This window comes from Rhizobium sp. WSM409, from assembly GCF_057653825.1.
Genome location: NZ_CM172794.1, coordinates 4,286,500 through 4,299,226 on the forward strand (window position 1 = coordinate 4,286,500; position 12,727 = coordinate 4,299,226).

Consider the following 12,727-nt stretch of genomic DNA (forward strand, 5'->3'; position numbering starts at 1 on the left):
GTTTCTGCGGGATTCATGGTTCGAGCGGCCGTTTGAGAAAAATATTTGCAGTTGCTGCTTTTATTCGCAGTTTTCTACGCTTCCGGCGCCATAATTTTCTGACAACTATCCCCATCCGATAACAACTCCCAAGGATGGATGAAACAATGAACTGGTTGAAAACCGTCGCCGCCGCCGCCCTCATTCAGGCCGCGGCCCTCCTGCCTGCCCATGCAGGTGAAAACCTCGCCGCCATCAAATCGGCCGGCGTCTTCAAGATCGGCACCGAAGGCACTTATGCGCCCTTCACCTATCATGACGAAAGCGGCAAGCTCGTCGGCTTCGATGTCGAGATCGGCGAAGCGATCGCCGCCAAGCTCGGCGTCAAAGCCGAGTTCGTCGAAGGCAAGTGGGATGGCCTGATCGCTGGCCTCGATGCCAAGCGCTACGATACCGTCATCAACCAGGTCGGCATCACCGAAACCCGCAAGCAGAAGTATGATTTCTCCGAGCCCTATATCGCCTCCAAGGCCGTGCTGATCGCCCGCGATAGCGACGACAGCATCAAGTCTTTCGCCGACCTGAAGGGCAAGAAGTCCGCCCAGTCGCTGACCAGCAACTTCGGCAAGCTCGCAACCGAAGCCGGTGCCGAGCTCGTCGGCACCGACGGTTTCGATCAATCGATCCAGCTGGTGCTGACCAAGCGCGCCGACGCCACGATCAACGACAGCCTCTCCTTCCTCGATTTCAAGAAGCACAAGCCGGACGCGCCGGTGAAGATCGTGGCCGAGCAGGAAAACGCCGATTACTCCGGCGTCATCATCCGCAAGAACGAGCCGGAGCTTCTCGCCGAAATCAACAAGGCGCTTGCCGACATCAAGACCGACGGCACTTACAAGAAGATCGCCGACAAGTATTTCGGCCAGGATGTTTCCAAGTAAGTTCAACTGAAGAAAAGTCCCTTCCCCAACTCCTCCCCACAAGGGGGAGGGGCTTAGCCGGCGGGCCGTCTCATCTCCAAATAAACGTTTCGGCCTGCCGCTCGGTCGCTATTTCGTGTGAGCCGGCACCTGGATAAGTCCCTCCCCCTTGTGGGGAGGGGTTGGGGAGGGGTATTTCGGATATCACGACCCAACTGACGAGAGGCAACTCCCTTGGCGCACTGGCTCCAACTGATGGCGGAATCGCTACCCTCGCTCCTGTGGGCGGGGCTGATCTTCACCATTCCGCTGACCCTGCTATCCTTCGTCTTTGGCCTGGCCCTCGGGCTCGCCACCGCAATCGCCCGGCTCTTCGGGCCGATGCCGCTTTCGGCCGTCGCGCGCTTCTATGTCTGGGTCATCCGCGGCACGCCGCTGCTGGTGCAGCTCTTCGTGATCTTCTACGGCCTGCCGAGCCTCGGCATCCTGCTCGATGCCTTTCCGGCCGCCCTCATCGGCTTCACGCTGAATATCGGCGCCTACAGCTCCGAGATCATCCGCGCCGTCATTTCTTCGGTGCCGAAGGGCCAATGGGAAGCAGCCTATTCGATCGGCATGAGCTGGCGCCAGGCGATGAGCCGCACCATCCTGCCGCAGGCCGCCCGCGTCGCCGTGCCGCCTTTGTCGAACACCTTCATCTCGCTGGTCAAAGACACCTCGCTTGCTGCGGCCATCACCGTGCCCGAGCTCTTCCAGGCAGCACAGCGCATCGTCGCCACCACCTATGAGCCGTTGATCCTCTATATCGAGGCGGCGCTGATCTATCTCGTCCTGAGCTCCGTCCTCTCGCAGTTGCAGGTGCGGCTGGAACGCCGCTTCGCGCGTTATGGCGGCATGCTGGAGGCAAATGCATGATCGAGCTTTCCAACATCGAAAAGCGCTTCGGCGACGCCGTCATCCTCAAGGATATCAGCATCCGTATCCCCGAAGGCAGCGTCACCGCGCTGGTCGGGCCTTCCGGCGGCGGCAAGAGCACACTGCTGCGCTGCATCAACCTGCTCGAAATTCCGACCGCCGGCTCTATCCGCCTCGGAGAGGAGAAGCTGGCCTTTGTACCGGGCAAACGAACGAGCTGGCCGGCGATCCAGAAGATCCGCCGCCAGACCGGCATGGTCTTCCAGAATTTCCAGCTCTTCCCGCATCAGACCGCGATCGAGAATGTCATGGAAGGCCTGGTGACGGTACTGAGATGGCCGAGGGAAAAGGCCCACGAGCGTGCGATGGAATTGCTGACCAAGGTCGGCATGACCGACAAGGCCGATGCCTGGCCTTCGACGCTGTCGGGCGGCCAGCAGCAGCGCGTTGCGATCGCCCGCGCACTGGCGCCCTCGCCGCGCGTGCTTCTCTGTGACGAGCCGACATCCGCCCTCGATCCCGAGCTTTCGGCCGAAGTGGTCGATGTACTGGGCCAACTTGCCAGCGAAGGCACGACGATGGTGATGGCGACCCACGATCTTCGGCTCGCCTCGAAGATCGCCAATGACGTTGTTTTCCTGGAAGCCGGCATCGTGGTGGAAACGGGCAGCGCCAGAGCGATCTTCAGCGCGCCGGAGCGGGAACGCACCAAACGTTTCATCTCGACGATTAACGCCGCCCATACTTACGATATCTGAGCTAGAGCATGATGCCGAAAAGTGTGAGCGGTTTTCGGACGACATCATGCTCCATTTCTTTGATTTAGATCCGGATTCAGATTCTAGGCCGACCTGGCCTAAAATCATCCGGATCTAGACTAATGCCGGGATGCGAAGATCCCGGCATGGCTGGAACTCCAATCAGGAGGCCGTGACGACGGCACGCGCCGCCTTCAGCGCATTACCCCACCAGATGAGCTGATCGAGCTGGTTCTTCGCCGCTTCGTTGAGATGGGCGTAATCGCTGAGGCTCTTGCCTTCCTTGAGGACGCCGAGATATTCGCCAAGCGCGATATGCACGCCCGTTTTCACCGAAGCCGCCCCCATTTCCACGAAGATCAGGCGAAGATGCTCCACCGCACGTGCGCCGCCAACGCCGCCGTAACCGACGAAACCGACCGGCTTGTGGATGAACTCGCCGAGGTCGATGGCGTTCTTCAAAACCGCAGTCGGCGCGTGATTGTACTCGGCAACTGTGAAAATGAAGCCATCGAATTCACGCAGCTTCTTTTTCCAGCGCTCTGCCGTTTCGCTTTCAGCGGTCGTGGCACGCTGCTCACCGAAAAAATGCATGGGGTAGTCGAGCAGGTCGAGAACCTCGACCTCAATGTCCTGCCGTTCGGCGGCGATAGCGGCAATCCACTTGGCCGGATGCTCGGAAAAACGGCCAATACGCGTGCTGCCGACGATAACGGCAATCTTCAACTTGCTCATTGATATCATTTCCTGATTGGTCTTGGGGGCGGATGGTGGGAGCGCAAGCTTATGAGAAAGCCTCCGCGCCGGGCAAGGCGCGAAGGCTTCGAAAAATCAGCTTTTTGACAGGCCGATCGTACACAATCGAGTGAATGGAGCCCGCTCGAAAAGCCGGCCGATGGGCGCCTTTGCCAAGGATGGCAGCGCTTCAGCCTGCGTAGACGACGAGCAGGTCCTTGGCATCGATCTGATCGCCGGTCCGTACCAGCACTTCGGAAATCGTGCCATCCTTTTCCGCATGCAGCGCCGTTTCCATCTTCATCGCCTCGATCGAGACGAGCACGTCGCCGGCATTGACGGCCTGGCCGGGCGAGACGAAGACACGGCTGATGACACCCGGCATCGGCGCGCCGACATGAACGGCATTGCCCGGTTCGGCCTTGCGGCGGACGGCCGCACCCGTCGCCCCATGGGCCCGGTCCGGCACCTTGATGCGGCGCGGCTGGCCATTGAGCTCGAAGAAGATGGTCACCATGCCCTGGCTGTCGGTGGCGCTCATCGCCTGGTTGACGATGACGAGCGTCTTGCCGCGCTCGATATCGGCAAACAGTTCCTCGCCGTCCTTGAGACCGTAGAAATAGGCGGGCGTCGGCAGCACCGAGACCGGGCCGTAGGTATCGGAGGCGAGCGCGAAGTCGGTGAAGACCTTCGGATACATCAGGTAGGAGGCAAATTCGAAGTCGCTGACCTCGCGCTCGAGTTTCGTCTCGATAACTTTGCGCTCCGCATCGAGATTAGCCTCCTTGAGCAGCGAGCCGGGGCGCACGGTATAGGGCTTGTCGCCCTTCAGCGCCTTCTTCTGCAGCGCTTCGGGCCATCCCGACGGCGGCTGGCCGAGATCGCCCTTCAGCATCGAGACCACCGATTCCGGGAAGGAGACTTCCTTGTCGGGGCTGACGACATCGGCGACCGTCAGGTCCTGGGACACCATCATCAGCGCCATGTCGCCGACGACCTTGGAAGACGGCGTCACCTTGACGATATCGCCGAACATCTGGTTGGCGTCGGCATAGGCCTGCGCCACCCGATGCCAGCGGGTCTCGAGGCCGAGCGAGCGGGCCTGTTCCTTGAGGTTGGTGAACTGGCCGCCCGGCATTTCGTGCAGATAGACTTCGGATGCCGGCCCCTTCAGATCGCTTTCGAAGGCGGCATATTGGTTACGCGCCGCTTCCCAATAGAAGGAGATACGGCGGATCCATTCCGGATCGAGGCCCGGATCACGCTCCGTACCGCGCAACGCCTCGACGATCGAACCGAGACAGGGCTGCGAGGTATTGCCGGAAAGTGCGTCCATGGCCGCATCGACGGCATCGACGCCGGCATCGACGGCGGCAAGAACGGTCGCGGCCGCAATACCCGATGTATCATGCGTGTGGAAATGGATCGGCAGGCTGGTCGCCTCACGCAGCGCCTTGAACAGAACCTTCGCAGCCGCAGGTTTGAGAAGGCCCGCCATATCCTTGAGCGCGATGATATGCGCGCCTGCCTTCTCGAGCTCGACTGCAAGATCGGTGTAGTATTTCAGATCGTATTTCGGACGCGCCGAGTTCAGGATATCGCCGGTATAGCAGATTGCCGCCTCGCAGAGCTTGTTCTCCTCGGCAATGGCATCCATCGAGACGCGCATGTTCTCCACCCAGTTCAGGCAATCGAACACGCGGAACAGATCGATGCCGCCTCTGGCTGCCTGGCGGACGAAATATTTGACGACATTATCGGGATAATTGGTGTAGCCGACGCCGTTGGCGCCGCGCAGCAGCATCTGCAGCAGAAGGTTCGGGGCGCCCTCACGGATCAGCGCCAGGCGTTCCCACGGATCCTCGGTCAGAAAGCGCATGGAGACGTCAAAGGTCGCGCCGCCCCAGCATTCGAGCGACAGAAGGTTCGGCAGCGCATGCGCATAGGTGTCGGCAATACGGGCGATGTCATAGGTGCGCATGCGGGTGGCGAGCAGCGACTGGTGGCCGTCGCGCATCGTCGTGTCGGTCAAAAGCACGCGCTTCTCGTTGCGCATCCATTCGCCGAATTTCTTCGGGCCGAGCGTGTCGAGGAGCTGCTTTGTACCATCCTTGACCGCATTGCCGTTGGCGTAGGGAACCACCGGCTCGGCAGCGTTTTCCAGCGGCCTCGGCCTATCCTTGGCCTCGGGATGGCCATTGACGGTGACATCGGCGAGATAGGTCAGGAGCTTCGTGGCGCGATCCTGGCGCTTGACCTGCTGGAAGAGTTCCGGCGTCGTGTCGATGAAGCGTGTCGTGTAGCTGTTATCCCGGAATTTCGGATGGCCGATGATCGCTTCGAGGAAGGTCAGGTTGGTTGCCACGCCGCGAATACGGAATTCGCGCAGCGCCCGGTCCATGCGGGCGATCGCTTCGGATGGATTGGGCGCCCATGCCGTGACCTTGACGAGAAGCGGATCGTAAAAGCGGGTGATGATTGCACCCGAATAGGAGGTGCCGCCATCGAGGCGGATGCCGAAACCGGACGCCGAGCGATAGGCGGTGATGCGGCCGTAATCCGGAATGAAATTATGCTCCGGATCTTCCGTGGTGATGCGGCACTGCAGCGCATGGCCGTTGAGACGGATATCCTCCTGGCGCGGCACGCCCGATTCCGGCGTGCCGATCGCAAAACCGTCGAGGATGTGGATCTGCGCCTTGACGATGTCGATGCCGGTGACGACTTCGGTCACCGTATGCTCGACCTGGATACGCGGATTGACTTCGATGAAGTAAAATTTGCCGGTATCGGCATCCATCAGATACTCGACGGTACCGGCGCCGACATAATTGGTCGCGGCCGCGATCTTCAGCGAATAGGCGGCGAGTTCCTGGCGTTGCGCCTCCGAGAGATAGGGCGCTGGCGCGCGCTCGACGACCTTCTGGTTGCGACGCTGGATCGAGCAGTCACGCTCGAAGAGATGCACGACATTGCCGTGCGTATCGCCGAGAACCTGGCTTTCGACATGGCGGGCGCGCTCGACGAGCTTTTCCAGATAGACCTCGTCCTTGCCGAAGGCCGCCATCGCCTCGCGTTTGGCTTCCGTCACCTCGCGGGCGAGATCCTTTGGATCGCGGATCGCGCGCATGCCGCGCCCGCCGCCGCCCCAGGAGGCCTTCAGCATGACGGGGTAGCCAATCCCCTCCGCCATCTTCGCCACTTCGGCCATGTCCTCCGGCAGCCGCCCGGTGGCCGGCACCACGGGAACGCCGACCGAGATCGCCAGGTTGCGCGCCGCAACCTTATTGCCAAGCTGGCGCATCGTATCGGCCCTCGGGCCGATGAAGATGATGCCGGCCTTGTTGCAGGCATCGACGAATTCGGGGCTTTCCGACAGCAGGCCGTAGCCGGGATGGATGGCATCGGCGCCGGAGAGTTTCGCAACGCGGATCACCTCCTCGATCGACAGATAGCTCTCGATCGGGCCCATGTCCTTGGACAGATGCGGGCCGCGGCCGACCTGGTAGCTCTCGTCCGCCTTGAAGCGGTGCAGCGCCAGCTTGTCCTCTTCCGCCCAGATCGCCACGGTTTTTATTCCAAGCTCGTTGGCCGCGCGGAACACGCGGATGGCAATTTCAGAGCGATTGGCAACGAGAATCTTGGAAATGGGCAAAACGGTCTCCTCAGACGTTCAGACGCGGGATTGCTGCACCCGCGAAGGAAATTCTTAACTTCTTGTCACAGAAAGTTCAATTTATCTTGCGACTGCGAAATGCAATTTTTCGACATGCTGGAGCAACTCCGCGAAAAGTGCGAAGCGGTTTTCCGTTCGGAGTTGCGCAAAAATAAAAAACCAGAGCAATTCCGCTTCGATGAGAAGCGGAGTTTCTCTACCTTATCAGGCCATGACGGAAGGCAAGCGCCACCGCATGCTGCCTGTTTTTCGCCTTCAGCTTGTCCTGTAGGCCGTTCATATACCAGTCGACGGTGTGGTTTGAGATCTTCAGCATCTTGCTGATCTCCATCGAAGTCATGCCTTCGGCGAGATAATGCAGGATTTCCATCTCGCGCCGTGTCAGCGGCGTATCGGCCGGCAGCACGGTTTCCAGTGCCTGCGCCTCACCTTTCAGATCGAGCAACCGCCAGAAGGCCTTGCGCGCCACCGCCTCCAGCAATGCGATTTCCACCGGCGACAGCTCGATCGGCTTGCCGGCGAGACTAAGGCTGCCGAGAATGCCGCTGCGTCCGTGGATGGGAAAGATGTAGCCGTCCTCCAACCCGTGCCCGAAGGCATCGACCATCATCTGCTCCATGCGCCGATGATAGGCGTCCTTGCGGAAGGCCGCCATCGCCTCTCGCCAGCGGAAAGGCCGCTGCGCATGGGCGAGATAGCGCACCATCGGATCGATCAGCGCATATTTTTTCGCGGCATATATTTGCGGCCATTGTTCCGGCCAGCGGCCGGCAAGCGCCGCAGCCCAAGGCTCTGGATTCTGCTGCAGCGGGCTCTGCGGCAAATGGTGCGGCAAGCCGTAATATTCGAAGCCGCAACCGCGGAGGATCTGCTCCAGTTCGGTGATGACAGCTTCAGGATTTGAGCATTCTTCCAGAATTACAAGCAATTGAATTAACGAATTAATATTCACAAAAATGCCCCTTGCCCGGACCTGATGCCGCTGGCGGCTGGTCAAACTGGTCGCGAAACGGTCTTATTCAATAAATGCAGTCTGTAATTTAATGCTGCGCTAAACATTTAATAAAATGCAAGCGCAAATTGTTGCGAGATATAGTCAGGCGGCAATTTCGGCGTCATGGCCACTCGTCGGATCCTGCCATAATATGATCGCGGCAATCATCACATCGATCGAACCCTGAATACTCCGTTAATCGCCCGTTCAGGTAGCCTTTTGTAGCATTGCATCATCCCGTTTTCGCAGATGCACAAGAGGTTCGACGTGACGCTATTCAAGGTCTATGCAAGGGCTCTGCGCTATCTTGGCGCCTACAAGCTGCGCGTATCCCTAGTCGTTGTCGCAAACATTGTTCTTGCGACGATCACCATCGCGGAGCCGATCCTGTTCGGTCGCATCATCGATGCGATTTCGGGCAAGGGTGAGGTCAAGCCCATCCTCTTCATGTGGGCGACTTTCGCCGTCTTCAACACCATTGCCTTCGTTCTGGTGGCCCGCGAGGCCGACAGGCTGGCCCATGGCCGGCGAGCGACGCTGTTGACGGAAGCCTTCGGCCGCATCATTTCCATGCCGCTCGGCTGGCATCATCAGCGCGGCACCTCTAACGCGCTGCATACGTTGCTGCGCGCCTGCGAGACACTGTTCGGCCTCTGGCTGGAATTCATGCGCAACCACTTGTCGACGGTCATCGCGCTTGCCCTTCTGATACCGACCGCAATGTCGATGGATCTGCGCCTTTCCGCAGTACTCATGGTGCTCGCCATCGCCTATTGGCTGATCGGCCGCGTCGTCATGAGCCGCACCAAGGACGGCCAGGCTTCGGTCGAGAACCATTATCACACCGTCTTCTCGCATGTCAGCGACTCGATTAGCAACGTTTCTGTCCTGCACAGCTACAACCGCATCGAGGCCGAAACCAGGGCGCTGAAATCCTTCGCCGACCGTCTGCTCGAAGCCCAGTATCCGGTGCTCGACTGGTGGGCGATCGCCGGCGCACTGAACCGCATGGCGTCGACCATCGCGATGATGGTGGTTCTGATCATCGGCACCATGCTCGTCCAGGCCGGCCAGCTGCGCGTCGGCGAAGTCATCGCCTTCATCGGCTTTGCCAACCTGTTGATCGGCCGTCTCGACCTGATGCGCCAGTTCGCTACGCAGATTTTCGAGGCCCGTTCCAAGCTTGAGGAATTCTATGCGCTGGAAGACTCGGTACGTGAACGTGAAGAGCCGGCCGGCAACGGCGAGATCAAGGACGTCAAGGGTGCGATCGAATTCCGCGACGTCTCCTTCGGCTTCGGCAACAGCTCACAGGGCCTGCACAACGTCTCCTTCTCGGTGAAGGCAGGCCAGACGGTCGCGATCGTCGGCCCGACCGGCGCCGGCAAGACGACCCTCGTCAACCTGCTGCAGCGTGTCTATGATGCCCAAGGCGGCAAGATCCTCGTCGACGGCACCGATATCACCAAGGTGACCCGCAAGTCGCTGCGTCGCCACATCGCCACCGTCTTCCAGGATGCGGGCCTGCTGAACCGTTCGATCAGCGACAATATCCGCCTTGGTCGCGAAGGCGCCAGCGAAGAGGAAATGCGCCGTGCGGCCGAAGCCGCCGCCGCCGCCGACTTCATCGAGACCCGTGAAGATCGCTACGATACGCATGTCGGTGAACGCGGTAACAAGCTCTCCGGCGGCGAGCGCCAGCGCATCGCGATTGCCCGCGCCATCCTCAAGGACGCGCCGATCCTGGTGCTCGACGAGGCGACCTCGGCGCTCGACGTCGAAACCGAAAACCGCGTCAAGGCCGCAATCGACAATCTGCGCCAGAACCGCACCACCTTCATCATCGCCCACCGCCTGTCGACGGTCCGCGAAGCCGATATGGTGCTCTTCCTGGATGACGGCCGTGTCGTCGAACAGGGCAGCTTCGACGAACTCAGCCACAGCAACGGCCGCTTCGCCGCCCTGCTGCGCGCCAGCGGCATCCTGACGGACGAAGAGGTCCGCAAGGCCCATACCACCGAAGCCGCCTGATCGGTTTGGGTTCGAGATAGGCCGGAAGGGTAACTCCTTCTGGCCTTTTCGTTTGCTCTGGGGCTGAGGACCGATCGACATTCCGGATTCCCAAATCGGTTGATCACTGATTCATAAGGTACCGTGTGCAGCACGGAGGCCTTTGATGGGCGTGAAGCGATACGAGTTGAACGAGGCGCAATGGTCGAGAATTGCGCCTTTGTTGCCAGACAAATCCAGCGATCCGGGTCGAACGGGAGTAGACAACCGGACGTTTGTGAACGGATGTTTGTGGATTCTGCGCTCGGGCGCACACTGGCAGGACCTGCCGGGGCGCTACGGCAAGCGGAAGACGGTCCATCGCCGGTTCAGTCGTTGGTGCCATGCCGGCGTATGGGAGCGGGTCTTTGATGCCCTCACTGCTGACCGGGACAATCAGTACTTAATGATCGACAGTACCATCGTGCGTGCCCATCAACAGGCGGTGAGCGGAAAAGGGGGGCCAAGGATCAGGCGCTGGGGCGTTCCAGAGGTGGACTGACGGCCCAAGGCCCATATGCCGGTCGATACGCTCGAGCGCCCCTGCTCTTCATCACGATGGCCGGCCAGGTCGCGACATCACGCAAGCTCAATAACCAGACAGCTCAAGCCATCTGGGCGATAAAGCCTATGACAGCAATGCCTTGCGCGCAACGATCGCAAAGATGGAAGCCGAGGCAGTCATAGCCTCAGACCGTTCTCGAAAAACCGAGAGACGGGCGTCGCGCCCCGCCGCGCATCTCTCCGCCAAACCATGCCGAACCTCCCGACAAATCATCGCGGAAGTGTCAGGCATGTCTCCGAACATCTGTCACGTATGCATCAAGACCGTACACCTGTCGGGGGAAATGCCCGGCAGGGCAGAGGGGGTAGTGCACGGCACAACATCTCCGCTCCAACCCACATGATTGATCACCCCGCCGATCTTCCCTATCCTTCGCCAGTCAACGGAGCATAGGGAGAAAACCCATGAAGGTCCTGCGCATCGTCGCCAATATCCAGGCAGCGGATATCACCCCGGCCCGGCGCTTCTATCAGGATATCCTCGGTCTTGACGTCATCATGGACCACGGCTGGATCACGACGTTCGGCGCCGCACGCTCAATGAATATTCAGCTCAGCATCGCCAGTGAAGGCGGTTCCGGAACGGAGGTGCCGGACCTCTCGATCGAGGTTGATGACCTCGATGACGCTTTCGAGGCGATGTCGGCTTCAGGCTTCCCGATCGAGTACGGCCCGGCCGATGAGCCTTGGGGCGTCAGACGCTTTTATGTCCGAGATCCCTTCGGCAAGTTGGTGAACATCCTCATGCATAAAAATTGAGCCGGCGGCCATCGGCCACCGGCTCCTTCATGTCGAGCAAAATCCCAGCCCTATTTCCGATCATTCTGGCGATAGGCATTTGCCGTTCCGCCAATGCGGACGGGAACGGGGATGGTGGCGGTATCGGTGACGAGTTTCCCCTTAACCTTGCCCTGCTGACGTTTGCGCTCGAGATAATAGGCATAGGCGAATTGTATCGCGATCCCTGCAATCACGAAGAGCGGACCGACCAGTTGGTCCTTGTTGGTGATGTAGAGCACCACCTGGCCGATCATGGCGAGGATCGTGCCGGCGACGAAGATGTTCAGCGAATGGCGGCCGAGGATCGTCAGCGGATGGCCCACAGGACGGCGCAGGATACGCGAGAGCGCGGGAATGCTGATAACGAGGTAGGTCAGCGCCAGAACGTGCAGCAGCCGCGGCAGCGACAGGAAGGTCTTGTCGAAACCGGTGATGACAGTCGGCAGGCCGAGTGCTGCCAGCGAGTTGCCGAAAATCCAGAGATGGCCGGTCACCCAGATGAAGGACAGCACGACGTAACCGGCAGCGACCGTCAGCAGCAGCGGGTGCTGCGGGATCGTGCCGCCGCGCTTGATATGCAGCATCGAGACGATGCCGATCGAAAACAGGAACTGCCAGGAGAGCGGATTGAGGAACCAGTAGCTCTCGATCAGCATGTTGTGCGGCGCCACTTCATAGATTCCCGCAAGCAGCCAGACCGTAGCCGAGACGCCGAGCGCCAGCCAAGGGCTGCGCGCATTCAACAGCAGGATAATCGGCACCATCAGCATCAGCGCCCCGTACATCGGCAGGATATTGTTGTAGCCGATCTGGTGGCCGAGCAGGAGCAGCGCCGGAATGCCTTCCTTCAGGTTCATCAGAACCGCCAGGATATTAATCTCGACCAGCAAGCCCGGCCGATGGAACAGCCAGGCACCGCAGATGAAGAGCGCCAGCGTCATGAAGGTGGTGATCATATGGGCGAGATAGAGCGTGAAGGCGCGCTTTACCGCCTTGATCGCCACCGTCAGCCGGTTGCCCGGCTGGAAGCGGGACCCATAGGCAAGGCCGACGGCAATGCCCGAGATCAGCACGAAGGCTTCGGCGGCATCGGAAAAACCAAAATTCTTCGTCGTCACATATTCGAAGATCTGTCCGGGAACATGATTGATGAAGATCATGATCAGCGCCACGCCGCGCAAGACGTCGAGCCTCGTGTCACGCACCGGCGCAGCTGCGGATAGGGAACTGCGCCCCGTGACGATGGCTTGGGTCGGCGTGCTTGCCATGGGTTTCTCCTTATTATCCGATTTGCAAACGCGACGACGGCCAAAAGGGTTCCCTTTTGGCCGTCGCGAATCGCCGTGTTTTTCAGCGT

10 protein-coding genes are annotated in these 12,727 nt (G+C 60.0%); 6 read left to right on the forward strand and 4 right to left on the reverse strand.

All coding sequences use genetic code 11. From position 1 onward, the window contains the following. Positions 1-146 precede the first annotated feature (146 nt). The 3 genes from AC25BC_RS21080 to AC25BC_RS21090 all read left to right on the forward strand — a co-directional run bounded on the left by AC25BC_RS21080 (position 147) and on the right by AC25BC_RS21090 (position 2,572). Positions 147-920, forward strand: coding sequence for an amino acid ABC transporter substrate-binding protein (locus tag AC25BC_RS21080; RefSeq protein WP_012759449.1), 774 nt, complete (start codon positions 147-149; stop codon positions 918-920). Positions 921-1,133: 213 nt separating this feature from the next. Further along, positions 1,134-1,814 (forward strand): amino acid ABC transporter permease, encoded by a 681-nt coding sequence (locus AC25BC_RS21085; protein ID WP_012759450.1) that lies wholly within the window; start codon positions 1,134-1,136, stop codon positions 1,812-1,814. Then, positions 1,811-2,572, forward strand: a complete 762-nt coding sequence (locus tag AC25BC_RS21090) for an amino acid ABC transporter ATP-binding protein (RefSeq protein WP_012759451.1) — start codon at positions 1,811-1,813, stop codon at positions 2,570-2,572. Before AC25BC_RS21085 ends, AC25BC_RS21090 begins: the two co-directional genes overlap by 4 nt. Positions 2,573-2,734: 162 nt before the next feature. Here the strand turns inward: AC25BC_RS21090 and AC25BC_RS21095 are convergent, their stop codons facing one another. The 3 genes from AC25BC_RS21095 to AC25BC_RS21105 all read right to left on the reverse strand — a co-directional run bounded on the left by AC25BC_RS21095 (position 2,735) and on the right by AC25BC_RS21105 (position 7,935). Then, the gene (locus AC25BC_RS21095; protein WP_012759452.1) at positions 2,735-3,307 is read right to left on the reverse strand and encodes an NADPH-dependent FMN reductase; all 573 of its coding nucleotides are present in this window, start codon (positions 3,305-3,307) and stop codon (positions 2,735-2,737) included. A 190-nt stretch (positions 3,308-3,497) separates the two neighbouring features. Continuing rightward, on the reverse strand, positions 3,498-6,962 hold the full coding sequence (gene pyc, locus AC25BC_RS21100) for a pyruvate carboxylase (RefSeq protein WP_128438340.1): 3,465 nt from the start codon (positions 6,960-6,962) through the stop codon (positions 3,498-3,500). A gap of 217 nt (positions 6,963-7,179) precedes the next feature. Then, positions 7,180-7,935, reverse strand: coding sequence for a helix-turn-helix transcriptional regulator (locus AC25BC_RS21105; protein ID WP_012759454.1), 756 nt, complete (start codon positions 7,933-7,935; stop codon positions 7,180-7,182). A gap of 309 nt (positions 7,936-8,244) precedes the next feature. Here AC25BC_RS21105 and AC25BC_RS21110 point away from each other — a divergent pair, with 309 nt between their 5' ends. From AC25BC_RS21110 to AC25BC_RS21120, 3 genes are all read left to right on the forward strand, one after another. After that, on the forward strand, positions 8,245-10,008 hold the full coding sequence (locus AC25BC_RS21110) for a glucan ABC transporter ATP-binding protein/ permease (protein WP_012759455.1): 1,764 nt from the start codon (positions 8,245-8,247) through the stop codon (positions 10,006-10,008). Between the two features lie 145 nt (positions 10,009-10,153). Continuing rightward, positions 10,154-10,528, forward strand: coding sequence for an IS5 family transposase (locus AC25BC_RS21115; RefSeq protein WP_012759456.1), 375 nt, complete (start codon positions 10,154-10,156; stop codon positions 10,526-10,528). 467 nt (positions 10,529-10,995) lie between these two features. After that, positions 10,996-11,349 (forward strand): VOC family protein, encoded by a 354-nt coding sequence (locus AC25BC_RS21120; RefSeq protein WP_012759457.1) that lies wholly within the window; start codon positions 10,996-10,998, stop codon positions 11,347-11,349. Between the two features lie 50 nt (positions 11,350-11,399). Here AC25BC_RS21120 and AC25BC_RS21125 read toward each other — a convergent pair whose 3' ends face one another. After that, positions 11,400-12,638: an OpgC family protein gene (locus AC25BC_RS21125; protein WP_128438341.1), complete on the reverse strand. Its 1,239-nt coding sequence runs from the start codon at positions 12,636-12,638 to the stop codon at positions 11,400-11,402. Positions 12,639-12,727 lie beyond the last annotated feature (89 nt).

What these genes read in the sequence shown, in the direction of transcription:
- AC25BC_RS21080 (WP_012759449.1), top strand. Translation starts at nt 147, where the DNA reads ATGAACTGGTTGAAAACCGTCGCCGCCGCCGCCCTCATTCAGGCCGCG.
- AC25BC_RS21090 (WP_012759451.1), top strand. Translation starts at nt 1,811, where the DNA reads ATGATCGAGCTTTCCAACATCGAAAAGCGCTTCGGCGACGCCGTCATC.
- AC25BC_RS21095 (WP_012759452.1), bottom strand. Translation starts at nt 3,307, where the DNA reads ATGAGCAAGTTGAAGATTGCCGTTATCGTCGGCAGCACGCGTATTGGC.
- AC25BC_RS21115 (WP_012759456.1), top strand. Translation starts at nt 10,154, where the DNA reads ATGGGCGTGAAGCGATACGAGTTGAACGAGGCGCAATGGTCGAGAATT.
- AC25BC_RS21120 (WP_012759457.1), top strand. Translation starts at nt 10,996, where the DNA reads ATGAAGGTCCTGCGCATCGTCGCCAATATCCAGGCAGCGGATATCACC.
- AC25BC_RS21125 (WP_128438341.1), bottom strand. Translation starts at nt 12,638, where the DNA reads ATGGCAAGCACGCCGACCCAAGCCATCGTCACGGGGCGCAGTTCCCTA.